The organism is Dokdonella sp. GW821-FHT11D02, assembly GCF_058808595.1.
This window is the reverse complement of the sequence record NZ_CM179520.1, coordinates 2,696,494-2,722,445: the sequence shown is the minus strand read 5'-3', so window position 1 is coordinate 2,722,445 and position 25,952 is coordinate 2,696,494. Positions and strand designations below refer to the sequence as shown.

Annotated in this window: 17 protein-coding genes; 5 read left to right on the top strand and 12 right to left on the bottom strand. The window is 65.3% G+C overall.

Annotation, left to right across the window (positions count from 1 at the left end; translation table 11 throughout):
• The first annotated feature begins 387 nt into the window (after nt 1–387).
• Together AC3QL3_RS11480 and AC3QL3_RS11475 are read left to right on the top strand one after the other, a co-directional pair.
• Nucleotides 388–3,384, top strand: coding sequence for a hypothetical protein (locus tag AC3QL3_RS11480; RefSeq protein WP_492893646.1), 2,997 nt, complete (start codon nt 388–390; stop codon nt 3,382–3,384).
• A gap of 116 nt (nt 3,385–3,500) precedes the next feature.
• Entirely contained in the window at nt 3,501–5,690 is a 2,190-nt protein-coding gene (locus AC3QL3_RS11475; RefSeq protein ID WP_492893644.1) for a TonB-dependent receptor family protein, read from the top strand.
• 136 nt (nt 5,691–5,826) lie between these two features.
• Here AC3QL3_RS11475 and AC3QL3_RS11470 read toward each other — a convergent pair whose 3' ends face one another.
• From AC3QL3_RS11470 to AC3QL3_RS11460, 3 genes are all read right to left on the bottom strand, one after another.
• Nucleotides 5,827–7,932: a TonB-dependent receptor gene (locus tag AC3QL3_RS11470; protein ID WP_492893642.1), complete on the bottom strand. Its 2,106-nt coding sequence runs from the start codon at nt 7,930–7,932 to the stop codon at nt 5,827–5,829.
• Between the two features lie 125 nt (nt 7,933–8,057).
• Nucleotides 8,058–10,910, bottom strand: coding sequence for a PKD domain-containing protein (locus tag AC3QL3_RS11465; RefSeq protein ID WP_492893640.1), 2,853 nt, complete (start codon nt 10,908–10,910; stop codon nt 8,058–8,060).
• Between the two features lie 415 nt (nt 10,911–11,325).
• The gene (locus AC3QL3_RS11460) at nt 11,326–11,985 is read right to left on the bottom strand and encodes a hypothetical protein (RefSeq protein WP_492893638.1); all 660 of its coding nucleotides are present in this window, start codon (nt 11,983–11,985) and stop codon (nt 11,326–11,328) included.
• A 475-nt stretch (nt 11,986–12,460) separates the two neighbouring features.
• Between AC3QL3_RS11460 and AC3QL3_RS11455 the strand changes: the two genes are divergently transcribed.
• On the top strand, nt 12,461–15,925 hold the full coding sequence (locus AC3QL3_RS11455) for a S8 family serine peptidase (protein WP_492893636.1): 3,465 nt from the start codon (nt 12,461–12,463) through the stop codon (nt 15,923–15,925).
• A 298-nt stretch (nt 15,926–16,223) separates the two neighbouring features.
• Here the strand turns inward: AC3QL3_RS11455 and AC3QL3_RS11450 are convergent, their stop codons facing one another.
• A complete protein-coding gene (locus AC3QL3_RS11450; RefSeq protein WP_492893634.1) occupies nt 16,224–16,481 on the bottom strand; it encodes an RNA recognition motif domain-containing protein in 258 nt (85 codons plus the stop codon).
• Between the two features lie 712 nt (nt 16,482–17,193).
• On the opposite strand from AC3QL3_RS11450, the gene AC3QL3_RS11445 reads away from it, so the two are divergent.
• A complete protein-coding gene (locus AC3QL3_RS11445; RefSeq protein WP_492893632.1) occupies nt 17,194–17,526 on the top strand; it encodes a hypothetical protein in 333 nt (110 codons plus the stop codon).
• Nucleotides 17,527–17,591: 65 nt separating this feature from the next.
• Entirely contained in the window at nt 17,592–17,738 is a 147-nt protein-coding gene (locus AC3QL3_RS11440) for a DUF3309 family protein (protein WP_492893630.1), read from the top strand.
• A gap of 209 nt (nt 17,739–17,947) precedes the next feature.
• On the opposite strand, the gene AC3QL3_RS11435 is transcribed toward AC3QL3_RS11440, so the two are convergent.
• The 8 genes from AC3QL3_RS11435 to AC3QL3_RS11400 form a co-directional block, all read right to left on the bottom strand.
• Nucleotides 17,948–19,162 carry an NAD(P)/FAD-dependent oxidoreductase gene (locus AC3QL3_RS11435; protein WP_492893628.1) on the bottom strand — a complete coding sequence of 405 codons (1,215 nt, stop codon included), beginning with the start codon at nt 19,160–19,162 and terminating at the stop codon, nt 17,948–17,950.
• A 196-nt stretch (nt 19,163–19,358) separates the two neighbouring features.
• Nucleotides 19,359–19,556: a CsbD family protein gene (locus AC3QL3_RS11430; RefSeq protein ID WP_492893626.1), complete on the bottom strand. Its 198-nt coding sequence runs from the start codon at nt 19,554–19,556 to the stop codon at nt 19,359–19,361.
• A 40-nt stretch (nt 19,557–19,596) separates the two neighbouring features.
• Entirely contained in the window at nt 19,597–19,938 is a 342-nt protein-coding gene (locus AC3QL3_RS11425; RefSeq protein WP_492893624.1) for a BON domain-containing protein, read from the bottom strand.
• A 276-nt stretch (nt 19,939–20,214) separates the two neighbouring features.
• Nucleotides 20,215–21,747, bottom strand: coding sequence for a DHA2 family efflux MFS transporter permease subunit (locus tag AC3QL3_RS11420; protein WP_492893622.1), 1,533 nt, complete (start codon nt 21,745–21,747; stop codon nt 20,215–20,217).
• A 125-nt stretch (nt 21,748–21,872) separates the two neighbouring features.
• Nucleotides 21,873–23,090, bottom strand: coding sequence for an HlyD family secretion protein (locus AC3QL3_RS11415; RefSeq protein WP_492893620.1), 1,218 nt, complete (start codon nt 23,088–23,090; stop codon nt 21,873–21,875).
• A gap of 45 nt (nt 23,091–23,135) precedes the next feature.
• A complete protein-coding gene (locus AC3QL3_RS11410; protein ID WP_492893618.1) occupies nt 23,136–24,593 on the bottom strand; it encodes an efflux transporter outer membrane subunit in 1,458 nt (485 codons plus the stop codon).
• Between the two features lie 22 nt (nt 24,594–24,615).
• Nucleotides 24,616–25,080: a MarR family winged helix-turn-helix transcriptional regulator gene (locus AC3QL3_RS11405; protein ID WP_492893616.1), complete on the bottom strand. Its 465-nt coding sequence runs from the start codon at nt 25,078–25,080 to the stop codon at nt 24,616–24,618.
• Between the two features lie 277 nt (nt 25,081–25,357).
• Nucleotides 25,358–25,936 (bottom strand): cysteine dioxygenase family protein, encoded by a 579-nt coding sequence (locus tag AC3QL3_RS11400; RefSeq protein ID WP_492893614.1) that lies wholly within the window; start codon nt 25,934–25,936, stop codon nt 25,358–25,360.
• Nucleotides 25,937–25,952: the final 16 nt, after the last annotated feature.

The window sequence follows — 25,952 nt, the reverse complement described above, 5'->3', positions numbered from 1 at the left end:
GTGCTTCCAGTGGCTGCCCGCCTAGGGCGCGAACTGGCTAGTAAGTGACATTGTGAGTAGCTTGATCAGCTAGTGGTGGCAGCTCCAAGTGGTTTCTCGGCATGTGAGCCCCACCTTCGCGCCATCCAAGAATCTCGATACGTTCCGCTGCATCCCGCGGAACATCGACGAGACGAAAACCCTGCGGAAGACGCGGGTTTTTTTGCGCCCGGCGCTCGCTTCCATCTCGCCTCGGCCACTCGAGCGTCGGCCAGTCTATCCCGGCGAAACCGCCCGCGGGACTGAACAAATCGCCCGATCCAAATGATCTCCGGCACCGGATTGATGGGTATGATCCGAGCCGCAACGGGGGTTGGCATCTGCGGCGATCCATCATCCAGGGCGGCTATGAACAAGCAATCGGTTGTGATCGTAGTCGCGGCGGTCGTCGCGGCGGTGTGCGGCGCGTTTTGGTATCGAGGCGAACTCGGCAAGCAGGGCGGGATGCGTGGCGATGCGGAAGAGCGCGAAGGAGGGCGCCCGCCGGTAGAAGGGGATTACTGGGCCACGCGTCTCGCGTACGCCGGCGATCCGCACAAGATGCGCTTCGAGCCGACCTGGCTGCTCGAGGCGGCGAAACAAGACAAGCGCCTCGCCGCCGCGACACCGGCGGGCGCGCGCAGTTATGCGCGCTCGCCGGACAAGGCCTTTGCGCTGGATCCGAACGTATTCACCTTGCTCGGTCCCAAACCGCTGGCCGGTGAAGGCTTCGGCAAGGGCAACAACGCCGGCCGCACCAATGTGATCGTCAGCGATCCGACCGATCCGAGCGTCGCCTGGATCGGGTCCGACGGTGGCGGCGTCTGGAAGACGACGAACTGCTGCTCCGCGGCGACGATCTGGCAGATCAAGACCGATTTCCCCGAGATCGCGAGCATGGCGATCGGGGACTTGACGCTCGACCCGAACAATTCCAGCGTGCTCTACGCCGGCACCGGCGACCTGCGCTTCGGCTCGTTCTCGTTCGGCGCCGCCGGCATTCTCAAAAGCACCGATAAGGGCGAGACCTGGAGCTTGCTCGGTGCGGACGTATTCAACCCGTTGTACGGCCCTTCCGCGGGCGGCTTTCCGCAGTACCAAGCGATCGGCAAGGTGGTGGTCGATCCGAATCGCTCCGACAACGTCATCGTCGGCACCAAGACCGGCTTGTACTTCTCTTACGACGCCGGTGCGAATTGGACCGGCCCTTGCTACACCAACGCCTACGCCAGCGCGACACCGCCGCAACGTCAAGACATGACCGGCTTGATCGCGGTGAACCGCAGCGGCAGCACGGTGCTCTACGCCGCAGTCGGCACGCGCAGCCAGCCGACGCCGGTGCAGCCGGATCTCGTCAACAACGGCGCCAACGGCGTCTATCGAGGGAACATGCCGGCGAGCGGATGTCCCGCACTGTCCGACTGGAGCCTGCTGGCGAACGGTTTCCCCAGCGGCACCGGCAACGGCACGCCTAACACTTCGCGCGGGCGGCTGGAAATCGGTGTCGCGCCGAGCGATTCGTTCACTCTTTACGCGATGTTCGCCAATCCCGCCAATAGCGGCATTAGCGGCATTTGGAAGACGACCGACGGCGGCGATCATTGGGTGCAGACCGGCCAGCCCGGCGATCCGGGTTCGCAGATGTGGTACGACGCCGGCATCACCGTCTCGCCGACCGATCCGAACGTGGTCTTCATCAGCACCGTCGATCTGTTCCGCACCACCAACGGCGGCGGCGCTTGGACCAATCTCACCGGTGCCTACAGCGGCGGTCCGGTGCACCCGGACAATCACGCGCGCGCGATCGTCGGCGGCGACGCGAACAAGGTGCTCAACGGCAACGACGGCGGCGTCTACTACGTCGACAACGCGCTCACCGCGAGCTCCTTCAACAACGCGAATTGGATCGCGCTGAACGACTCGCTGCCGACCATCGAGGTCTATCACGGCGACATCACCGCGAACTTCGCGACCGCGACCAGCTCCGGCGTGACCGCGGGCTTCCAGGACAACGGCAGCGCGACCGCCGTCTTCTCCGGCACGCCCGCCGCCAGCGCCTGGAACGCGACCTACGGCGGCGACGGCATCGTTTCGCGCATCGAGCCGATTCTCGGCCAACGCTGGTACTACTCCAGCCAGAACGGCGATGTCGTGGTCAGCACGGACGGGCCCAACGGACAGGACGCCAGCGCCGCGGGCAACTGGAGCGGCGACACGCTGAGCTTCATCTTCCCGTTCGACATCTATCGCTACGGCGCACTCGACGTCGCCGGCAGCGGCTGCACCAGCACGCAAGGCTGCACCCATCTGATCGCCGGCTCCAACCGCGTGTGGGAAACCACCACCGGCGGCGTCAACGGCAGCGGCTGGAGCGCCAAGACCGCCGATCTGACCAAGGGCACGCTGCAAGCGCGCTCGTTCATCAACAATTTGCACTACGCCGTCAGCGATCCGCGCGTCGCCATGGTCGGCACCAACGACGGCAACGTGTATTACGTGTTCGGGCTCGGCAGCACGACCGCCGCAACGGCGGTCAACGTGACCGGCGCCAACGCGGTGTTGCCGAACCGGCCGATCATGGACGTGGCCACCGATCCGCTCAATCCGCTGGTCGGCTACGCCGCGATCGGCGGCTTCACCGCGAATGCGCCGGCCACGCCGGGCCACGTGCTGCAGGTGACTTGCAACGCGCAGTGCGCGAGCTTCAGCTGGGTCGACAAGAGCGGCAACCTGCCGGACATTCCCGCCAACGCGGTCATCGTCAATCCGAACATCCCCAAGCAGGTCTTCGTCGGCATGGACTGGGGCTTGTATTTCACCGATGACATCACCGCGGCGACACCGGTGTGGCAGCGTTTCGAGGGCTTGCCACACGTGATGATCTGGAGCCTGTCGATCGACCGCGGTTTCACCACGCTGGCCGCCTACACGCGAAGCCGCGGCGTCTGGGCCTGGCCGTTGCCGGTCGGCGAAGGCGGGGACGATGCCGATCTCGCCGTCACGCTGACGCCGCCGAGCGGCGTCGAAGCCGGCATGGAATTGAGCTACACGATTCGCGTGACCAACAACGGCCCCGCCGCGGCGGCGAACGTGCAGCTGACCAGCGCGCTGCCCGCGGGCCTCGCCTTCAAATCCAACAGCGGCGACTGCACGACGGCATTCCCTTGCAGCTTCCCAACACTGGCCGCCGGCACGACCCTCACCGTGACGACGCGCGCCTGCGTCGCGCGCAATCGAACGGGTCCGGCTACGCTGGCCGCGTCGGCGAACTCGGCCACTACCGATCCGATCGTTACGAACAACAGCGCCACGGCGGAGGTGCCGTCGATTCCGGTGTTGTTCGCCGATGGTTTCGATTGTCCGTAGCGGCGCAGCTTGCAAACTTCCTCAGCCCTGCGCGCAGCCGGTTTCTCGTGCTGCGCATTCGCCAGACCTCGCGAGCCGCGTCACCGCGCGGCTCGCGCCTCCAGCCAAGGATACTCATGAAGACGATCGCCCTGACCTCGGTTCTGCTCGGGCTCGCCATGGCTCACGAGCCAGTTGCGCACGCGCAGTCCGCGCCGCTCGCTGACGCCGCGCAGCCGAAGCAGGATCCGCCGCCGCAATTGCCGCGCGTGGAAGTACGCGATCATCGCTCGCAAGACGACACGCGCCCCAAGCTGCAGCACATCATGCGTGAGGTGGACGGTCCGTTGATCACGGTGACCAAGAAAACCTCGATCACCAAGGTCGACAATATTCCGACCGTCGTCGACAACAACTTGCGCAACCTGTTCGCGCAGACGCCAGGCCTGTACTACTCCGAGCAGCAGTCGCCGGGCCAGTTGAATCTGAGCTACCGCGGCATCGGCAATCCGCAGGAATCGGAATTCGTGACCGTGCTGCTCGACGGCATTCCGCTCGAAGGCGACTGGATCGGATTTCCGACCGTGTACACGTTCCCGCCGCCGCAGGCGCTGTCGGAAGTGCAGCTGATCCGCGGCGGCAGCTCGCTGCTGTACGGGCCCGAGCCGCCGCCGGTGGTGAACCTGGTCAGCAAGAAGCCGGTTGCGGATCGCCAACTCGCCGGCTACAGCGAGAACGTCGTCGGCAGCAACGGCCTGTTTTCGAGTTTCAACCAGGTATCGGGTACGTCGGGCGAGTGGGACTATCTCGCCGACGCGCACTACCGCAAGAACGACGGCGAACGCGACAACGGCGACTCCACCCTGCGCGGCGCCGACTTGCACATCGGTTATCGGCCGGACGACACCGCTTACACCGCGCTCGATTTCCACGCCTACGACCTCGACACCGGCGATCCGGGCAAGCTCACCTATCCGCTGTTTCGCGCGGACGAGCACACGGTGACGACACCGGATAATCGGCTGTGGACGCAGCGCTATGTGCTGAGCCTCACTCACGACCGTCATTTCGACGAGCACACCCAACTCGTGCTCAAGGCTTGGTACGGCTATCAGGATCAAGCCTCGCGCTCCGAAGCCGCTTCGCCGCCGGCGAATCCGCCGGTGTCGACGACGTTGCAGGACGAACAGTTCCGCTTCAGCGGCATCGATGCGCGCCTCCTGCACCGCTGGGGTCGCGGCAACGCGTTCACGATCGGCGTCACCGGCTACCACTCCGATGCGCCGTTTCGGCAATGGTCCGATCCCAATCTGCGCGTCGATCAATACGCGCGCACCGGCACGCCGATCTTGCGTCAGCAGCGTTCGACCGACTACGGCGCGATCTTCGCCGAGAACGTGTTCCGCTTCGAAGGCGGCTGGCACTTGGTGCCTTCGGTGCGCCTGGACTATGAGAACGTCGACATCGACGAGAGCGTGCACGGCGTGCGCCCGCCGAGCGCCTTGGTCAATCGCAGCGTCGATCACCGCGTACCGCTGTTCGGCCTCGGCTTCGGCAACGATTTCGGCCGCGGCAACGAGACCTATTTCAACGTCTCGCAAGGCTGGCGTCCGGTGCGTTACTTCGACATCGGTTCACCGTTCGGCAGTCTCGACCCGACCGGCGCCAACGATCCCGATCCGACCAAAGTCGTTTCTTGGGAAGCGGGCGTGCACGGCACTCCGCTCGACGGATTGTTCTACGACGTCAGCTTGTTCTGGGTGAACGTGAAGGACCGCATCGAAAGCCAGCCGACGGGCGTCGCGAACAATACGATCAATGTGAATACCGGCGACACGCGCCACCGCGGGTTCGAAGGGCAGATCGACTACGACTTCCTCGCTGCGCGCGATCGGCACAGCACGCAACACTTCTCGGTGTTCGCGAACCTGAGTCTGCTCAACGCGCGCTTCACGGCGACGCGCAATCCGGCCAACCTCGGCAACACGCCGGCGTTCTCGCCGAAGTACTTGGCGCGCGTCGGCCTCGTCTACCGCGAGGACAACAAGCTCAAACTCGCGCTGTCCGCAGTCTCCGCGGCAAGCCAGTACTTTCAAGATTCGAACCTGCCGGTGGGCACGCCCGCCGCGATCAACTACATCCCGGCCAAGGTTCCCTCGTACACGATTGCGGATTTCTCCGCCGACTGGTGGGTGCTGCCGCACGTGCGCCTGCTCGGCGGCGTGTCGAATCTGGCCGATCGCAAGTACTACAACCGCGTGTTTTCGAGCGGCCTCGAGCCGGGTATCGGCCGCACCTTCTACGCCGGCGGCGCGTACGACTTCTGAATGCCGGCCGCGACGGGCAACCGATCCGAACGATCGGTTGCCTGCCGGCTTCCGCCGCGTCGTCTCGGTCTGACAGACTAGGATTTCAGGTCGGCGAACTCGCTGCGATTCTTCGGTTCGGCGGCGATTGTTCGCCTCAGAAACGCCAGTCCAGCGTCATCACCGCATTGCGGCCGACTTCATCCAGGCCCGAACCGTGCTCGCGATAGCGGCGATCGGCGAGGTTTTCCAAACGCAGGGCGAGCGTCGCTTGCGGCGCGAAGTCCCAGCCGACGCGAACGTTCCAGGTGTTCCAACCCGCGGTGCCGGCCGGGTTCACGCGCGGATCGTCGAGGTCGCGCGGACTCAAGCGGTCCTGGCGCGCGGCATAGAGCGCCCAAGCGTCGAGGCTCCAGTTCGGCGCGAAGTGCCACTCCGCGCCGAGCCGCCCATTCAGCGGCGGAACGCGGTCGGCGTCGTAGCGATCGCTGGCGTATTTCTCCACGCCGCGCGTGAGATTGAGCACGCCATACGCGCTCAAGCGTTCGCTCGCGACCCAACGCGCGCCGATCTCGGCGCCCCACAGCTTGAGCTCGGTCACGTTGCGGTTCTGCACCAGAATGCGTCCTTCGGCGTCTTCGCCGATGTCGACCGAAGTGATCTTGTTCTTGTAGTTCGAGCGCCACAAAAAGGCTTCGGCTTGGAAACCGGGCTGGTCGAGCTTGACGCCGACGTCCCACGTCACCACGGTTTCCGGCTTCAAGTCCGAATTGGGAATCGCGAAGCGGCCGCCGGGGCGATCGCCGAACACGCCGAGATCGAAAATGTTCGGCGCGCGAAAACCGCGGCCGAGATTGCTGACCAAGCGGATCGTATCGGTCGCTTTGAAGGTCAGTCCGAGGTTGCCGGTGAGGTCGTCCGGATCGAGCTGAGTGCCGATGCCGTCGTTCGCCGGCAGTTCGATTTCGAAGCGGCTGTAGCGTGCGCCGAGGTCGAGCTGCCAACGCGGCGCCAACTCGACGCTGTCGTTGAGATAGAGCGCGAAGCTGTCCATGGTCGAGCCGTTCGGAAAACGCGGCGCGCGGATCGATGTGGCGCCGCTGCCGAGGCTGACGCGCGTGCGGCGGCTGTCGACGGTGTCCCAGTACGCTTCGAAGCCGTAGGCCAGCGCGTGGCTGCCGATCTGCTTGGAAAAGTTGCCGGTGAAGCCGCGCAGACGATCGCGATTCTTCTCGAGGTCGCGGTTGGAGCTACCGGCGCCGCGGCTGCGGCGATCGTCGTTGATCTCTTGGTAACCGAGATGCAACTCGGCGATGTCGAACACCGCGTTCGCCGCATTCCAGCGATAACGCGCGTGCGCGAGCAGGCGGTCGTTCGGTTCGAAATAGAACTCGTCCGAGTTCGCAGCTTGCTGATGGAAGCCGGCGACGAGTTCGTCGAAACGTGGCGTTTTCGGCTGCTTCAAATACTGGAGGTTGAACATCCACTCGTGTTCCGGCGCCGCCTTCCATAACAGCTTGGTATCGGCCGCCCAGGCACGGAACTGCGTGTGCGGCAGGCGCGGACCGTCGCCGCGGCGACGCTCGCCGACGTCCTGCCAGGTCACGCCGCCCGCAATCGAGAAATCCTCGCGCCCGGCCGCGCCGTCGAGGCGCGCGAGCTTGGACAGGTCGCCGCTGGCGAGTTGGGTGCGGAAGTGACCGCGTGCGCCCCAATCGCCGTCGAAGCGCTGCTCCGGCGTGATCACCTGCACCACGCCGCCCATCGCGTCCGAGCCGTACAAGGTCGACGACGGGCCGCGCACGAGTTCGATGCGCTCGACGTTCTGCGCATCGACCAAGGCGAAGTACTGGTTCGGCGAATTGCGGAAGAACGCGGTGTTGAGGCGGAAGCCGTCGACCAGGTGCAGCACTTCCGAGCCCTTCAGCCCGCGCACGATCGGAATCGCCTGGCCCGGCGTGGTCGATTGCACGAACGCGCCGGGCTGCCCACGCAGATAGTCCGCGACGGTTTGCGCAGCGCGCGTGTCGATGTCGTCCGCACCGACCACGGTGACGGCGTTGGAAACTTCGAAGCCGGTTTCCGGCCGCCGCGTGGCGGTGACCTGGGTCCGCTCCAGCGCGATCGCCTCAGCGCCATCGGTATCGCGACGGCGTGTTTTCGATTCTGCCGTGACTTCCGCGACTTCGCCGAACGCGGCTTCCTCGGCTCCGGCGGGGGCTGCGGCGGCGGCCATCAAACAGGTCAACAGAGGACGATGCATCTATCTCTCTCCTCGGAGCTAGTCGGGATGCAAGAAGGGTTCGGTCCGTCGAAAAACTTGGAATGCAACTCGTGCGCAGCGCGCCTCATCAGCGCGTTGCGCACGCTCGCATCGTCGTGCGCGCGCTAGCGGGCTTCGAAGCCGTCGACGAAGATCGTGTCCGTGTCGGTGATCTCGTAGCTGCCGGTGATGGAGAAATCGCTGAGGTCGGAATACGCATTCACGATCGCGGTATACGTGCCAGGCTGCGGCGCAGGCGTGCCACAGCTTTCGTCGGCCGTCGCCCCGGCCGATTGGCAGATGACTTGGTTGCCGAGCTTCACCGTGAGGTCGGCGTCCTCGCCGGCGGCACCGTCGACGACGAAGTTCAAGTTGGTCGCACCGGCCGGAACCTCGAGCGTGTAATACAGATCGTCGCCCTGAGGCGCGTGTTGTCCGGTTTGGGCGACGCCGTTGGTCAGCGGAATCGGCGGTGCCGCTATGCGTACGAGCTTGGAGTAGCTGCCGCTAAGGCCGCCGTTGTCGGTCACGCTTAGGCTCACCGTGTAGCGTCCGTGCGTGGCGTAGGTGTGGACCGGATTGGCGTCGGTGGATCCGCTGCTGGCGTCGCCGAAGTTCCAGCTGTGCGCGACGATGCTGCCGTCGCTGTCGATCGAGCGGTCGGTGAAATTCACGCTGAGACCATTCATCTCGGCGGTGAAATCGGCGGTCGGCGGTAGGTTCGCGCTGCTGCCGCCGAGCAAGACGCGCCAAGCGCCGCGGCTGTAGGTGCCGGCGGTGAGAACGTGCGGGTTGTCGTCGATCTCGAGATCGACCACCACCACGCCCAGCGGCATGCCGGTCGAGAACGCGGCGAAGTTGTCGCCGCCGTCGATGCTCTCGTACACGCCGATGTCGGTGGCGACGAAGAGCCGATCGGTATCGAGCGGATCGATCGCGACGCTGTTCGCCGGTACGTTCGGCAAGCCGTTGCCGACGGCGGTCCAGGTCGTGCCGCCGGTGACGGATCGGTACAGACGCGAAGCACCGAAGCCGGCGCGTGTGAGGAATACGCGCTGTGCATCGAGCGGATCGATCGCGATGTCCGATACGCGGCCGCCGGGATAGTCGCCGCTGACATTGGTGAACACCGGCGTCGGCACGCCGGCGTCGGCGCTGGTCCAGATCTTTCCGCTGGAGGTGCCAACGTAGGTCGTCGTCAGGCTGCCGTGCAACTGCGGCGTGACGACCACGACGTCGCTGCCGAGATTGGGCGAAATCGCGGTCCAGGTGTTGCCGGTCGTGGTCGTGCGATAGACGGTGTCGGAAGCGACGAACAGCAAGCTGCCGGCGGTCACCAGCGGCGTCACCCAAGGGAAGTTCCCGCTGGCGACTAGCCCGGTGGTCGGCATGCCGCTGTAGCTGCCGTTGCTGCCGCCTTGCAGCGAGCGGACGATGCTCGGCAGGCCGTCGTTCGGGTAGCTGGTCTGGAACACGATCGACGGATCGTTCTGATCGAACGCATTCATGAAGCCGTCGCCGCTAGCGAACGTGAGATCCCACAAGAGGCTGGTGCGGCGGCCGGAAGAGCCGTTGTCTTGCGCACCGCCGAACACGACGTTGGCGTCGCCCGGATGCACGGCGATGTCGTAGAACTGGGTGATGTTGAGGTTCGAGTTCATGTTGCGGAACGAAGCGCCGTCGTCGTCGCTGCGCCAGATGCCGCCGTCGCTGCCGATCCAGAAGCGATCCGCATCGCTGCGTGAATAACGCACCACGTGCGTGTCCTGGTGCACGCTCTGATTGCTGCCCCAGGGATCGGTCAGCGGCGTGAACGTGGTGCCGCCGTCGGTCGAGCGCGCGGCGCGGATGGTTCCGACCAGGACCGTGTTCGGGTCGGTCGGATGCACGGCCAGAGTTTGGTTGTAGGTGCACTGACCTTCGCAGAGCTTGCTGTTGCGTTGCGTCCACGTGGCACCGCCGTCCGCGCTGCGAAACAGCCGGCTGCCGGCCGAGCGCCCCGCCAGCGCGTACAGCACGTTGCTGTCGCTCGGCGCCATCGCCAGGCGCAGGCGCGATCCGGTTGCGGTCAGGCCGCTGCTGGAATCGACCCAGGTGATACCGCCGTCGGTCGACTTGCGCACGCCCGTATTGATCAAGCCGGCGTAGACCGTCGCCGTACCCGGCACGAAGACGATGTCCTCGACGCTGGTGTTGAGCACCTTGGTCCAGGTCAAGCCGCGATCGCCCGAGCGATAGACGCCGGGGTTGGCGAGGGTGCCGCTTGCGCCGCAAGCGCCCGCGCCGCCGGCGAGGATCACGGCGCTGTCGGTCGGTTGCACCGCAACGGCATTGACGATCGACAAAGGCATCGCGCTGGTGCCGCTGCCATTGCGCGCGCTCCACGTTTCGCCGCCGTCTTCGCTGAGGTAGACGCCTTGGCCGAAGTAGCCGGCGCAGCCGCCGCCGTTCTTGTCGCCGGTGCCGACCCAGATCGCGCTCGGGTCGGCTGGATCCAAGGTGATCGCACCGATCGGCAAGGTGCCGACGTCGTCGAACAGCGGTGTCCAGTCGATGCCGCCGTTGCTGGTCTTCCAGACACCGCCGGCCGCGGCGCCGATGTAGACGGTGTTGTCGTCGGTCGGGTGCGGAGTGATGGCGTTCAGGCGTCCGGCGACGCGGCCCATGACCCAGTCGGTCATGTCCATCGAGGAGGGCCCGAGTTCCTGCCAGACCTCGCCGCCGCTCAGATGGCGCGCCTGCGTGATGCGGCGCTGCAGCTTCAATTCGTTCGCCGCGTTCGCACGCAAGCGCGACGCGTCGGCCGTCTGACGCAAGCCGCGCGTCAGTTCGAACCAGTGCTGGCGCTGCTCGATCTGCCAGCTCTCTTCACGTGGGTTCTCGTCTCTTTCCCTTTTCCGCTCGAACGCGGTCGCCGGCAACACGGCGAGAAACGACGAGGCGGCCAGCGCGAGCCGGCACCAGACGGTATTCGACATGAGAGCCTCCCCAGATCCCCAGCTTCGAACTCGGAGCCTGCCTTTCCGCCGTCGAAAAAACCAGAGTCGGAGGTGACTATGTGTAGCCGGCTGATCGAAACGGCTCAAACGTCCGGTTTGTCCCGGTAGCCGAAGGACCGATCACTCAATACGTGCAAGGGATGGAATGAGTCGCGTGGGCATGGATCGATGCCGGCCTGACGACGTTTCATTCAGAGGAGACGATCGCGTAGATGTTCCGCCAAGCGGCGAGCAGCGACGGCGAGAGACGAGAACTCACGCCGCCGGCGGCCGCGAGCGGCAACTTTCCGCGGAGCAGGGGAGTGGCATCGCTTAGGCGATGCCGACCTTGGTGTCGATACGATGAGGGAGCCCCTAGAACGCTTCGCGCTTAGCGCACGAGACTCGCGTCGATTCAGCGCTCGGCAACGTCGAACGCAGCAATGGCGCGCTTCAAAAGCGGTTTCTCCAACGTCGCCCAGCGCTCGTTGGGCTTGCCGTTCGTGGTCACGTCCTCGTAAGCGACGTTGCTGGGCGCCATGTCCTCGCCGTAGAGCAGCATGAGTTCGCGCCGCCCGTATCCAGTGCCTTGCGGATCGTCGAGCAGCCGCACCAGGCGCGCCGTCATCATGCCGGGCGGCATCGTGTAGCCGGCATTCTTGATGATGTTGCGGAAGTGCTCGGTATCGGAAGCCGGCCGCGGTGTTCGTGTCGTCAGCGCGGGCTCGGTGCTGAGCCAGATCGTGGTTCCCCACAGCGTGGAACGTTGATCGGTGTCGGCGTAGTGCATGCGATCGTCCGGCTTGCTCGGCAGGTTCGATTCGAAATGCACCCAATAGAAGCGGCGCACGCGGTGATCGGCGTCCGCCTCGACGTAGATGTGCATTTCGCAATCGCTGAGTTCTTTGAGGATGAAGCGATCGGCGCCGAGATAGGTCGCAGCGGCAGGCACGGTCACGCGCAAGGTCGGTTCGGCCGGATAGGTGACGACATTGCGCTGCACTTTTCCGACCACCGGCAGCGCCTGCGGTGCGGCCAAGGCCAAACTGAGCGACATCAGAGCTGACCAGAACACGGTTGATCCTTTCTCAAAGTTGAGCGCCGCCCGGTGACGACAGGCCGGCTTCGATGATTCGCCGAGAGGGGCTGGAAACGCCGGTCCGAAGGCGCATCGGCAGTGATGCGCGAGTGAGGATGCGGGTCCCAGTACCCGCCGCGAGCTTAGTCGCAGATTGGGGCGATATCAAACCGCAGGCGGCTGTGGTTCGAGAAATCCGGCGCGCCTTCCGACGAGGCAACACCGAACTGTGTCGGTGTGCGCGTTCCGCATTCGGCGATGTCATTTCGTTACCGCTTCGTTTCCCATCCGTGCCGACTTGGCGGCGGCTAAGCGGAAAGCTGACGCACCTGCCTCCGCCGCAGCCGAGCCACTCCCATCCCACCAGACTCCCCAGAGGCCCCCCATGTTCGTCAGTCCGACTCGTACGGCGCTGTTCTCTGCGCTCATCCTTGCCCTCGGCGCGTCCGCCCACAGCGCGAACGCCGCTGCCGTGACCGTTGCCGCCGCACCGCTGCAGATCGACGCGCTGGACGCCGCGCGCGCGGATGCGCGGCGCCTGATTTTGCAGGTCGGTTCCTTCGATCCGACCACGCAGCGCATCGACGTCTCCGCCGTCGGTGCCGCCGACGCAGCGATCCCGACCGCCTATGCGATCGTGCAGCTCGACGCCGATCGCCTCAAGCAAGCGCGGCGCGAGCTGCTCGCACGCGGCGTGACCTTGCTCGGCTACGTACCCAACAACGCCTACTACGCGCGCCTCGACGGCACCACGCTGGAGAGCGTGCGCCGGATCGCCGGCGTGCGCTGGGCTGGCGCGGTACAGCCGGCGTTGAAGCTCGACCCGCAGTTGTGGCGCGCACATCGCACGGACACCACCGCGCTGCAAGAGGACGGCAGCCGCGAGATCATCCTGCACGCCTTCGACGGCGTTTCCTCGGCGCAGATCGCCGCGACCTTGCGCAAGCGCGTGGCTGGCGTTGAGATCACCGCGCGCAGTGAGCGCCAGGACACTGCGCCGTACGTGCGTGCGCGGGTGGACGCAGCGCAGCTCGACGCGCTGGTGCAAGAGGCGAGCGCGATCGACGGCGTGCGTTACGTCACGCCGTGGGTGCAGTCCGTATTCACGAACGCAGGTTCGGTCGGCGCGATCCAGGGCAACTCCACCGCGGCCTGTGCCGGCAGCGGCACGGTGTGCGGTCCGAGTCCGGTATGGGATCAGGGGCTGCTCGGCAGCGGCCAGATCGTCGCCGTGGCCGATTCGGGCACGACGCCGGACGCAGCCTGGTTCGCCACGCTCGACAAGGGCAACGGACCGCATACCGAAGTGACCTTCGCCGACGATCCGCCACCGATCCCGCCGGCGATCGGCCGCTTGTATCCGGACAACAAGATCATCGGCTACTGGACGCAGCCGGCGAACGTCCCCTACGACTACTACGCCGGCCACGGCACGCACTCCACCGGCACGATACTCGGCGATGCCGCCGGCACCTTCGGCGCCGTCAACTTTCTGCCGTCTACGCCGCTGCTCTCTAATCACGATCTCGCCGACGGCATGGCGCCGAACGCGCAGCTCTTGATGCAGGACATCGGCAGCACCGACCCGCGCGCCGCCAACACCGGCGACGTCGATGCTTTGCTCGAGCAAGCGCACGCCGGCGGTGCCCGTTTGCACAACAACAGCTGGGCCGGTGCGGGCGGCGGCGTCTACGTCGGCGACGACGCCAAGGTCGATCGCGTCACGCGCCGGCACGAAGATCTGCTGGTCGTATTCGCGGCCGGCAACAATCCGAACGGCACGGTGCGGACCGCCTCGCCGGGCAACGCCAAGAACGCAATCAGCGTCGCCGCACTCGAACACGCCGGCAGCACGCAGCACGCCGCTTACTCCAGCCGCGGGCCGGCCGCCGACGGTCGCATCAAGCCGGACATCGCAGCACCTGGCTCCAACATCGTCTCTGCGCTCAACACGACTGAGGTCGATCCGGTTTCGGCGGTCGTGCGCGAACCGCAGACGCAGGTCAAGTCCGGCACCTCGATGTCGACGCCGACCTTGACCGGCAACGCGGCACTGGTGCGGCAGTTCTTCACCGACGGTTTCTATCCGCGCGGCGAACGCACCGCCGCCGATGCGCTGCATCCGACCGGTCCGACCTTGAAGGCGGTGCTGCTCAACGGCACCAATCCGCTGGCCTCGCCCAATTGGCCGACCGTCGAAAACGGCTGGGGCCGCGCCTGGCTCGACGGCAACCTGTGGTTCAAGAACACCACCACCGGCGGTGACGACAGCCGCCGCCTGCGCTTGTTCGAACGCGTCAACGCGGCGGGCTTGGAAACCGGCGAGGCCAACGAGTACGTCATCGACGATGTCGCCGCCGGCCTCGAACTGCGCGCGACCTTGGCTTGGTTCGACGTCGAAGCGGCGCCCGGTGCGGCGTCGACCTTGGTCAACAATCTCGATCTCGAAGTCGTCGCGCCGGACGGCACGGTGTATCTCGGCAACCAGTTCAGCGACGGCGTGTCGGTACCCGGCGGCACGGCGAACGCGAAGGACACGGTCGAACAAGTGCGGCTGCCGACGCCGGTGGCCGGTCGCTACACGATCCGCGTGAAGGCGGACAACGTGCCGGGCGATGGCAGCGACGGTTCCGATCGACAGGGTTACGCGCTGGCCTTGTCGGGTGCTTTCGGAATGTCCGGCGCGACGCCGTTCCCGGCGCCGACCGCGCTGACCGAAGCGAGCAACGGCGCCGACGGCGTCGGCGTCGGCTTCACCGCCGCGGACGGCGCGCAAGGCTTCCAGCTCTACCGCGCCGACGGCGATTGCAGCGCCAACGCAGCCGACTTCCACCTGGTCGCCAGCGGCGCCGCATCGCCGCTGCTCGACGATCGCACGCAGGGCGGTTCTTCCTACGCCTATCGTGTGCGTGGCGTGTCGGGCGACGTCGAAGGGGAACTGTCCGAGAGCTGCGTCGCCGTGGTTTCGCAGGATGCCTGCACGCGCTTGCCGACCTTCGACACCCGGTCGTTGCTGGGCGACGGTGCCAATGCGAGTTGCAGCGTCTCCCTGGCCTGGGCCGAGGCTGCATCGCAGTGCGTCGGCACGCAGACGATCGCCTACACCGTGCAGCGCGACACCGATCCGTATTTCAGTGCGCCGACCACCCTGGCCGACGATCTGACGGTGCCGAGCTACACCGACAGCGCCGTCGCCAACGGCACGCCGTACTTCTACCGCGCATTCGCCACGGACGGATTCGGCAACACCAGCCAAGTGACGAGCACGGTCGCGGTGACGCCGGCCGGCAGCGACGGCCCCGATCCGGTCCACTATCTGGACGACGTCGACACTCATGCCTATTCGACGCTCCAGTTGCCCTGGCAGGTCACGCGCACGGCGGCGAGTGCAGGCAGTCTGAGCTATCACAGCGCTCGCGACGGCGGCGTCTATCCGTCCAGCGTCTGTGCCAGCTTGGAGACGCCGGCGCTGCGGCTGCCGGCCGACGCCAGCCTCAGCTTCAAGGCGCAGTACAACCTCGAGTTTCAATTCGACGGCGTGGTCACCGAGATCTCGACCGATGACGGCGCGAGCTGGAGCGATCTGCCGCCGACCGGCGGCTACCCGAGCACGTTCGCCAAGACCGGCACACCGCCGACCAACATATGCGGCTACGCCGCGACGCACGGCGCGTTCAACGGCGTCAGCACGGCGACCAATCTGGCCGATCCGGCCAACCGCACGGCCACGCCGGTGTTCCGCGCCTTCGATGCGGACTTGGCCGCCTATGCCGGCCAGACCGTGCGCATCCGCTGGCGCTTCTCCTCCGACAGCGGCTCGGAGTACGCCGGCTTCTGGCTCGACGAAGTGCGCATCGGCGACGGCAGCACGGCCATCGAGGCGGTGTTCGCCAACGGCTTCGAGGAAGGCGACAGCAACGACTACGTCTGCCACTGAAACGGAGTGACTGACGCGAGAGGACGGTCGGACCGCGGCAAGGGTCCGACTTTCTCGCATCGATTCGTGGATGCGGTTGCCTGCGCAACCGCTACGACGTAGTCCCGTTCGATATCGATGAGGGTCGCTGCGGACGCAGAGCGCAATCCATCGCCTGCGCTATCGCGGCAGGCGGCGTGCGTCCAGAGCTCGCACATCTCGATCGAATACGTCGCGTTTGCGATGCGCCGCAGCTGGCCGGTCGGTCAGTTCGGAATGACGCAGCCGCGTATTGGGCCTCGCGGCTGCCGGATGTCCCTCAACGACCGCCGCGTTTGCGGTCGGAGTGCAGGGAGACTCGGATCGGAGAACCTTGCTGCATCGAACCGTTCAACGCCGCGATCGCTTCTCGCCCTTGATGTCCTTCCATCTTCAGCTCGGCAAATCCCTTGCATTCGCCGTTGAACAGGTCTTTGGCCATCTTGAGGCCGAACACCTTGCCGTGGCCCGAGAAGATCGTTTGCAGGGCGTTCTCGGTCATCGAGCGTGGGAGACCTCGGACATCTATGGTGATCATGGAATTTTCCTATATGGACACTGAAAACAATGGGCAGTGCACCAACGCGTAACGATGCGCGGAGTGCGCCGGGCAATGCAGGAAACGGCCTGCGGACTCAAAGTCGTTGCAAGACGACGGACATCGACGGATAGCGAGCTCGCAGAGACAAGGTCATGCGCGACTCGGCGGAGGTCATGTTGAACCCGAACGTCGGAGGATATAGGCAATAGAGATACTTGGAAGTTCCGGAAGCGTTGCTTCCCACCCACTTGCGCGAAACCCGCACTTGATCGTCGTTGCACGCCTCCGACCACATGCGGTGGAGCGCCTCGTGTCCGATCGAGTGGTTGTCCAGAAGTCGGAACTGGAAGACCGGTGACGGCAGTCTCATCGCCCCTCCATGTGCAGCTGCGCAGCGATACGGCGCTGAAGTCGCGGTCGGCGACGGGCTCCTAGCCGATGGGCGCTAGATAGGCGAATTGCCTGACGACCATACTCCGATTCGTCGGTCCGCGCTCGCGGAGCCGCGGCTCCTCGCTCGGAGCGCTCGCGATTTCAGCAGGTGGAAAGCAAATTCACCCGGACGGAAAAGCTTTCTTGTCGTTCGTGCATGCGGCGATCTCAACGCCTCGACGAAGCGGCGGATGCGTCAATGTCGTTCTGCTTGCAGTCAAGTTGCGAGGAACACGATCTGTATACATGTATCCGCCAACGCGACAGGAGAGATTCGATGCCACGCGGCGACAAATCGAGCTACAGCGACAAACAGCGACGCCAGGCGGAGCACATCGAGGAGGGTTACGAGAAGCGTGGCGTTTCCAAGAAAACCGCGCAGAAACGTGCCTGGGCCACCGTGAACCAGCGTGATGGTGGGGCTGAGGGCGCGGTGGCGAAGAAGAAGGCCGTCAAGAAAACGGCAGCGAAAAAAGCATCCGCGAAAAAGACCGCCGTCAAGCGCACAACCAAGAAAACCACAACGAAGAAGAAGACGACGCAGCGCAGTTCGGCGAGCCGTTCGGCGGCGGCGAAGAAAGCCGCTCGCACGCGTGCTCGCAAGCGCTAGCGAACCTGTACCACAAGTTCGGCAACGAGAAGCGGCTCCTCCGCCGCCCCTACAAGGAGCGATTCATGCGTGCGATTTTGTTGATCATCCTGCTGCTCTTGGTCATCGGTGCACTACCGGCGTGGCCCTACAGCACCGGTTGGGGCTACTACCCGAGCGGTGGCGGCCTGTTGCTCTTGATCATCTTGTTGCTTCTGCTTTTCCGCCGCTAGGCGTTTGGATCGACGATGCGTTCTGGCACGTGACCGCTGCGTGCTTGCATCGATTTGATCGGCGCGTTCGACCTTCCCGGAGCAGCGCGGCTGCTCCGGGAATTGCACAACTTCGACGCGAAGCGTCGTCTTGTCCCACATCGCTCATATGCAGCTGATGCGCCGGGTTCTATGACGACGACATCGCGATTCGACTGCCGCATGTCGCGTCAATGGCGACGCAAACGAGCGAACGAAAACAGCGAAGCGCAGGGATGCGTGCGGCCGGACAAGGCGGCGACGAGCAGCTCCGCGCCGATCAAACTGTAGGTAATGCCGTTGCCGCCGTACGCCATCGCGAAATGCACGCGCGGTCCGTGCTGCTCGTGCGGGCCGAAGAACGGCAAGCCATCCTTGGTCTCGGCGAAGGTTCCGGCCCAGGCGAACGCCGGCGCGAAGCTCAAGTGGGGAAACAGTCGGCGGCCTTTTTGCGCGAGCTTCTCCGCTTTCTTCAGCACGCGTGCGTCGCGTCGCATCGGAATGTCGATCGCGTCGTCCTCTCCGCCAACCAGAATGCGTCCGTCCGAGGTGGTGCGCAGGTACAAATAGGGTCGCGCAGATTCCCACAGCACGCAGCTTCGTAGCGGTCCGGCTGAATCCTCCAGTGGATCGGTGACGTAGGCGTAGCTGCTGCGGTTGCGCGCGACGCGCTCACCGATGTGCTGCTGTGTTTCATAGCCGCCGGCGATCACGAGGTGGCGGCTGCGTATGCGCACTCCTGTGTCGGTGAGCGTGCGAACCATCCCGCGGCCGGTCGAGAATTCCGCCATCGACGTGCGATCGAATACCCGGCCGCCGGCACGAACGATCGCGGCCAGCAGGCGATGGGTCAAGCGATACGGATCCACCGAGGCCGCGAGCGCAGTCAGCAGCGCCGTCGGTGCCTCGAAGCCGAATTGCCGCTGCACCTCGTCGCTGTCAAGCAGGCGGACATCGAAACCGTGCTTCTGCCGCAGCGCCGCTTCGCGTCGCAATCTCGATCGGTGGTACCAGTGGCTCGCGTAGTAGAGGCTGTACTTGGATTCGAAGCCGGTATCGCCCCATCTTCTCGCCAGGCGGCGAAGCTTGGGTATCGCGTCGGCGCAGGCGCGGTAGGCGAGCAGGGCGTCGTCGAGTCCGTAGAGCTGTGCCAGATCCTGCAATTCCGTATCGATTTCGTATTGCAGCAGCGCGGTGCTGGCGGCGGTGCTTCCCCAACCCGCTTCGCGCCGATCGATGACGGCGACGCGATGGCCGGCACGTTGCAGATGCCAGGCGATCAGCGCGCCGGTCACGCCGGCGCCGACGACGAGGACATCGCAGTCGAGGTTCGCGCGCAAAGCAGGGTAGTGGGCGAGGAGCCCGTTCTTGACGATCCAGAAGGGGTAGCCGCTTTTGAGGTCCATGGGCTTCCGCCTCTTCTGTGATGTCCCACGTCCAAGAGATGTCCGATATCTCTAAGTCGGATGCCGATCGATGGCACGACGCGGCGGACGATTGGATGTCGCCAAGATCGCGCGTTGGGATTCGCGACTCCCATTTCACTGCATCAAAGAAAAGAGCGGCGCCTTGCGGCGCCGCTCGTTCACACGGACAGGGCGTTTACAGCCTGCGATCGAATTCCTCGACCTGCTTCTTCGCTTCGTCCTTGGCGATGCCGTAGCGCTCCTGGATCTTGCCGGCCAGGTATTCGCTATTGCCCTCGGCGATTTTCAGATCGTCATCGGTCAGCTTGCCCCACTGGGTCTTGAGCTTGCCGGTGAGCTGCTTCCATTGGCCTTTGATCTTGTCTTCGTTCATAGCTGTCTCCTTGATTGCAGAGTAAGGGCGAGGCCTTGCCTCATTCCTTCGACTTCAAGCCCGAAGCATCGACGCGCTTGACGCCCTTGACGCTTTCGGTGGCGGCAACGGCCTTCTTCACCGAGACATCGGTGGCCAGTACGCCGGTCAACGTGACGATGCCGTCGACGGTCTTGACGCTGATGTCCATGCTCTTCACGCCGTCGGTCGTCGCCAGTTCGGATTTCACTTTCGTCGTGATCCAAGTGTCGGTGACCGGCTGGTCCGACTTGGTCGGATCGTTGGCGCCGTCAGGCGACGCGGCCTGGGTCGAAAACGTTGCCGCTCCGAAGAGCAGCGCAGTAGCGAGCGAGACCGCAGTAATAGAAGCACGATTGGTCATATCGAATTCCTCGAATGGGCCGGCCAGCGGGATGCCGGAACATCGACATCGCTGCGGCGTGAGAAACCTTAGACCATGGCCCGCACTCTCCGATGAACAACGGAAAGTTCACGACGGCTGCGATTCATCTAGCGAACGGCGTCGCGATGAAGCGCGCGGAAAATGCCGCGCGTATGCAGCCATAGGAATACAGATCAGCAATGAAGCAGCCGCGCGCACGCGACTGCTTCATCGTGAGAGTTCGCTCCGCGATGACGCGTGCGAGGCGAAGAAACCTCAGTGCCCGCCGCCGCCGCCACCGCCGATCTTCGCCACGAACGGCGGCCGTGTCAGCCATAGAACAAGGATCAGGCCGAGGAAGATCCAGCCGAGCACGTAGAACAGTTCGTTGAACGAGAGTTGGTAGGCCTGCATGTTGATCGTGCGTTCGAGCATCGCGTAGGCCGTGTCGGGGCTGCCTTGGCCGAGCGTGGCGATCGCCTCGCGCGAGCCGCTGTCGTACGGCGTCACGTTCTCGGTCAGGCGAGCGTGATGGAAGATCGCGCGGTTCTGCCACATGTAGGCGGTGATCGACGCGGCGAAGCTGCCGCCCATGTTGCGGATGCAGGTCGCAAGCCCGGTACCGGCGGCGATTTCGTGCGAGTGCAGCGGCGACAGCACGATCTGCGTCAGCGGCATGAAGTAGATCGCGACACCGAGGCCGGCGATCAGCTGCGCCATCGCGACGTGATAGAAATCGACGTCGAGATAGAACTGCGAACGCAGGAAACAGGTCGTGCCGAGGATCGCGAAGGAGATGCTCGCGACCATGCGCAGATCGAAGTTGTTGACGTAGCGGCCGACCAGAGGCGTGAGCAAGACCGGCAGGATGCCGATCGGCGCCGCGGCCAGACCGGCCCAGGTCGCGGTGTAGCCCATGTACTGCTGCAGCCACTGCGGCACCAGGATGTTGATGGCGAAGAACGCGGCGTAGCCGAGTGTCATCGCGAAGGTGCCGGCGGCGAAGTTGCGGTGGCGGAACAGACGCAGGTTGACGATCGGTTCCTTGTCGGTCAGCTCCCAGATCACGAACACCGCCAGTGCGATCACCGAGACGACGGCGCAGATCACGATGAACTGCGAATTGAACCAGTCCTCTTCGTTGCCCTTGTCGAGCAGGATCTGCAGCGCACCGATGCCGATGACCAGGGTGGCGAGGCCGACGTAGTCCATCTTCGGCCGCATGGTGACGTCGGGACGCTTGCGCATCTGGTTGAAGATGACGAACGCGGCGAACATGCCGACCGGCACGTTGACGAAGAAGATCCACGGCCAGGAATAACTGTCGGTGATCCAGCCGCCGAGGATCGGCCCGACGATCGGTGCGACGATCACCACGGTCATCAACAGCGATAGCGCTTGCCCGCGCTTGTGCGGCGGGTAGATCGAGAGCAAGAGACTTTGCGTGACCGGATACATCGGACCGGCGACCGCGCCTTGCAGCGCGCGGAACGCGATCAGCATCGGCATGCTCTCGGCGATGCCGCAGAGGAACGAGGTCAGGCTGAACAGCAAGGTCATGCCGATGAACAGGCGCACCTCGCCGATGCGTCGTACCAGCCAGCCGGTCAGCGGCAGCGCGATCGCGTTGGATACGGCGAAGGAGGTGATGACCCAGGTCGACTGGCTCGCGTTCGCGCCGAGATCGCCGGCGATGTGCGGCAGAGCGACGTTGGCGATGGTCGTGTCGAGCACTTGCATGAAGGTCGCCAGCGACAGGCCGATGGTCGTCAGGGCGAGGTTGGCGGGGCGGAAGCTTTCGGTGGCCATGGAGAAGTCCTACGCAGCGAAGCGGACGCGCGCGTCGATGCGGAAACGGAAAGGGCGGAGCAACGGGCCGGACGCTCGGCGCCCGGCCCTGGGACTGCGGATCGTGCCGTGCGCGTCCTCCGCGCTCAGCGCTGCGAAACTTCCCGCTCGCCGCGGCCGCCGGCGCCGGCCACGTTGTCGTGCACGATGCGCTCGATCTCGGCCTCTGCGCCCTGCACCTGTCCGGTGTAGATGTCGGTGCTGAACTTCGGTTCGCTCGGCGCTTGCGCCGCCAGCGAGAGGCCGGTGCTGTCGTGCAGGTCGACTTCGGCGCGCATCGACAGGCCGATTCGCAACGGACTCTTTTCGACTTCGCGCGGATCGAGCGCGACGCGCACCGGCAAGCGCTGCACGATCTTGATCCAGTTGCCGGTCGCGTTCTGCGCCGGCAGCAGCGAGAACGCACTGCCGGTGCCGACGCCGAGGCTCTCGACCTTGCCGTGATAAACCGCTTGGCCGCCGTACAGATCGGAAACCAATCGCACCGGCTGGCCGATGCGCATTTCGGCCAGCTGGGTTTCCTTGAAGTTCGCATCGACCCACACCTGCTTGGCTTGCATCAGCGGCACCACTGCCATGAGCGCGGTGCCGGGCTGGATGCGCTGGCCGACTTGCACGGTGCGCTGCGCGACGTAGCCGTCGAGCGGTGCATAGATTCTCGAGCGCACGTTGTTGAGCCACGCGCTGCGCAAGTTCGCCGCGGCGGCGAGCACGTCGGGATGCTTGGCGATCACCGTTTCGTCGACCAGGGCCTTGCTCGTGCTCAGCTGCTGCTGGGTCGAGGAGAGTTGGCTTTCCGCCGCGGCCAGCGCATCGCGCGCATGCGCCAGCTCTTCCGCCGAGATCGCGCCGGTGGCGGCGAGGCCTTTGCGGCGGGTGAAGTCGGCGCGCGTGCGATCGAGCGCGATCTTCTGCGCGGCGACCAAGGCCTGTCCGCTCTCGACGTTGCTGTACAGGCCGCGCACCTGGCGCACGGTGCGCGCGAGGTTCGCTTCGGCCTGTTGCAGCGCGATGCGCGCATCGCTGCCGTCGATCTCGACCAGCACGTCGCCCTTGTGCACGAGGTCGCCGTTGTCGGCCTGGATCTTCACGACAGTGCCGACGACCTGCGGCGTGATCTGTACGACGTTGCCGTTGACATAAGCGTCATCGGTGCTTTCGTGCCAGCGACCGACCAGGTAGTACCAGACGCCGACGCCGATGAGAGCGAGGACGACGATCAGGAGTACGAGGCGCAACAGCAGGCGGCGCCGACCGTTACCCGGCGCAGCGGCTTCGTTGACGGTCGGATTGGCAGTGCTCATGGCGGGAATCTCGAGGAAGATGCGGGAAAGAAGAAAGGCGTTCGCTTACGGGGCCGCACCGGCGACCGGCGGCGCGGCGCCGCCGGCGTCGAAACCGCCGCCGAGCGCCTGCACCAGCAAGACCGAGGTGTCGACCTGCTGCGCATCGAGCGCAGCGGCGCGCTGCTCGGCGGTGAGCAGCTGCTGCTGCACGCTGAGCGCGTCGAGGTAATTGCCGATGCCGGCGCGGTAGCGTTGCTGGCTGAGATCCCAGGCCGAGCGCGCCGCGGCGACGGCGCGCTGCTGCGCGGCGATCTGGGTTTGCAGCGAGGCGAGGTTGGAGAGCTTGTCGGCGACGTCGTTGACCGCACCGACCAGGGTCGAGTTGTACTGCGCGACGACCAGGTCGTAGCCGGCGTCGGCGTTGTTGAGATCGGCGCGACGGCGGCCGCCGTCGAAGATCGGCAGGCTGATCGCCGGCTGCACCAAGTAGAAGCGCGCGGGCAGCGAGAACAGGTTGTCGACGGTGGAGGAGGTCAGCCCGGCGAACGCCGACAAACTGAGATTGGGCAGGAATTCGGTCTTGACCGCGGCGATGTTCTTGCCGCTCGCCTCGACGCGCCAACGCGCGGCGACCAGATCGGCGCGGCGGCCGATCAGATCCGCGGTGAGATTGGGCGGCAAGGCCAGCGCGGCCGGCTGCAGTACGTGCGGACGCGCGATGTCGAGACCGCGGTCCGGCCCCTTGCCGAGCAGCACCGACAGCGCGATGCGCGCGGAGTCGATCGCTTCGCTGCTAAGCGCGACCTGCTGCTCGGCGCTGGCGATCTCGGTTTCGGCCTGCTTGACCTGCAGCTGGTTCTCGATGCCGGCGCCGACGCGCTGCTTGACCAAGGTGTAGGCGGCTTTGGCGCGCTCGAGCTGGGCGTCGGCGACGTCCTTCTGCGCGAACGCGTAGCCGAACTGCACGTAGGCGCGCGCGACATTGACCGAAAGCGAGAGACGCGCGGCATGCGCGTCGATCTCGGCGGCACGGGCCTGGCCGAGCGCGGCTTCCCACGCGGCGCGCTTGCCGCCCCAGATGTCCAATCCCCAGCTGAAGCTGGCGTAGACGGTGGGATAGGAATTGAAATGACCGCCGACGGGCTCGGGTGCGGCGGTGGTCGGCAGACGCACGCCGGCGACGTTGGCGGCGGCGTTCACCGTCGGCAGGCGTTCGGCGTAGCGCGTGTCGACCTGGCTCTGCGCTTCCTTCGCGCGCGCGTCGGCGCTGGCGAGGTCGGGATTGTCTTTCAAGGCTTCGGCAATCAGCGCATCGAGCTGGGTGTCGCCGAGCCGCGTCCACCAATCGGCGGCCGGCCACGCCGCCGGTGTGGTCGTGACTTTTTCGAAGCTGCGCTCGCCGTGCAGCGTAGTCGGATCGATCGGCGCGCCGTCGGTGTGCAGGCCGCGCGTGCTGGCGCAACCGGCCAGGAACACGGCGGCGGCGAGAGTCAACGGAACGAGTCGGGTAGAGGAGCGCATGGGGCGATGTGGTCCGTGAGATTCAAAAGGTTTGGCGGTCGAGCGCGTCGCGCACGCGGCAGAGCAGATTCAGCAGCTGGCTGCGGTCGGCGGCGTCGAGGTCGTGCAGGGCCAGGGCCTGCATCTGTTCGGCGTAGGTGCTCATCGTCTGCCACAGGGCTCGGCCTTGCGGCGTCAGCTCGATCGTCAGCGCGCGGCGGTCTTGGCCGTGCGGCTCGCGCCGCAGGTAGCCGCTCTGTTCGAGCTGATCGAGCAGACGCGTCATTGCGCCCGCGTTGTGATCGAGATAGCGCGCCAGTTCGCCCGGACGCTGCGGCCCGTACTTGTCCAGAATCTTCACGACCAGGTACTGGCTGAAGCTGATCTGGATGCCGCTGGCTTCGAGCTGGCGCTCGATCAGGTGCTGGCAGCCGTCGCGGATTTGACGAATCAGGAGCGCGAAGTTGCCGTCGTCGCGAAAGCTGCGTAGGCCGCCGATGGTTTTCATGCGCGGCTTAATATTGCCTAGGCAACTTTTTTCAAGGCAATTACAGACTATGAAGTTTATTTAATGCGGCTGCGCAAGCGAGAGCGCCGCGGCGAGCCCGGGCGAGTCGAACGGAAAGGGCGTTTGCTAGGCCAGGTTAGGTGTCTGGCTCACTAGCAAAAACAATTACTTGCGGCGTATTTCGGAGAATGATGTGCAGAGACAAGCGCCGCGGCATGGCATCGAGCCAAGCCGTGTGCGCTGGAGTGCCGGCTAGATGACCCGGATCAGTGCCGGGTCAGTGCGTGCGGTCGAGCGAAAGCTTGCGTTCGTCGCGTGCGTACCAGCCGCCGTCGGTGGGCTGGAAGACCGAGCACGCGTTCATCGCGCCGCGGTAGATGTGCAGCGAGACCGCGATCGCGTCTTCGCTGGGATTGCGGATCGTGTGGTACTCGTGCGGCGGAATCAGGCTGCCGGCGGAACCGGGCCCGGCATTCATGGTGCCGCGCGATTCGAAGCGGTAGCGATCCTCGCGCGTTTCCATCAACTCGTAGGGCGTGACTTCGAGGAAGCCTTCCCACACGCCTTCGACGCACCACATGCCGGCATGGTCGTGGATCGGCGTGCCTTGGCCCGGGCCCCAGGTCATCGCGATGATGCTGTAGCCGTGCTGATCGCTGCGGTACAGCTCGCGCCTTGCGTAGTGGTCGTTCGCGCGTTCGAACACGCAGTCGGGCAGACGCACGTTCGGATCGCGAATCAGACGGCACAGCGTCGTGCGCAGAGCGTCGGCGATGGCCGCCTCTTCGCGCTGGCGCACGGCGCGGTCGACTTCGTCGACCAGGTGGCGGGCGCCGGGGAAATCGAGCGACAACATCAGGCAATCTCGACAG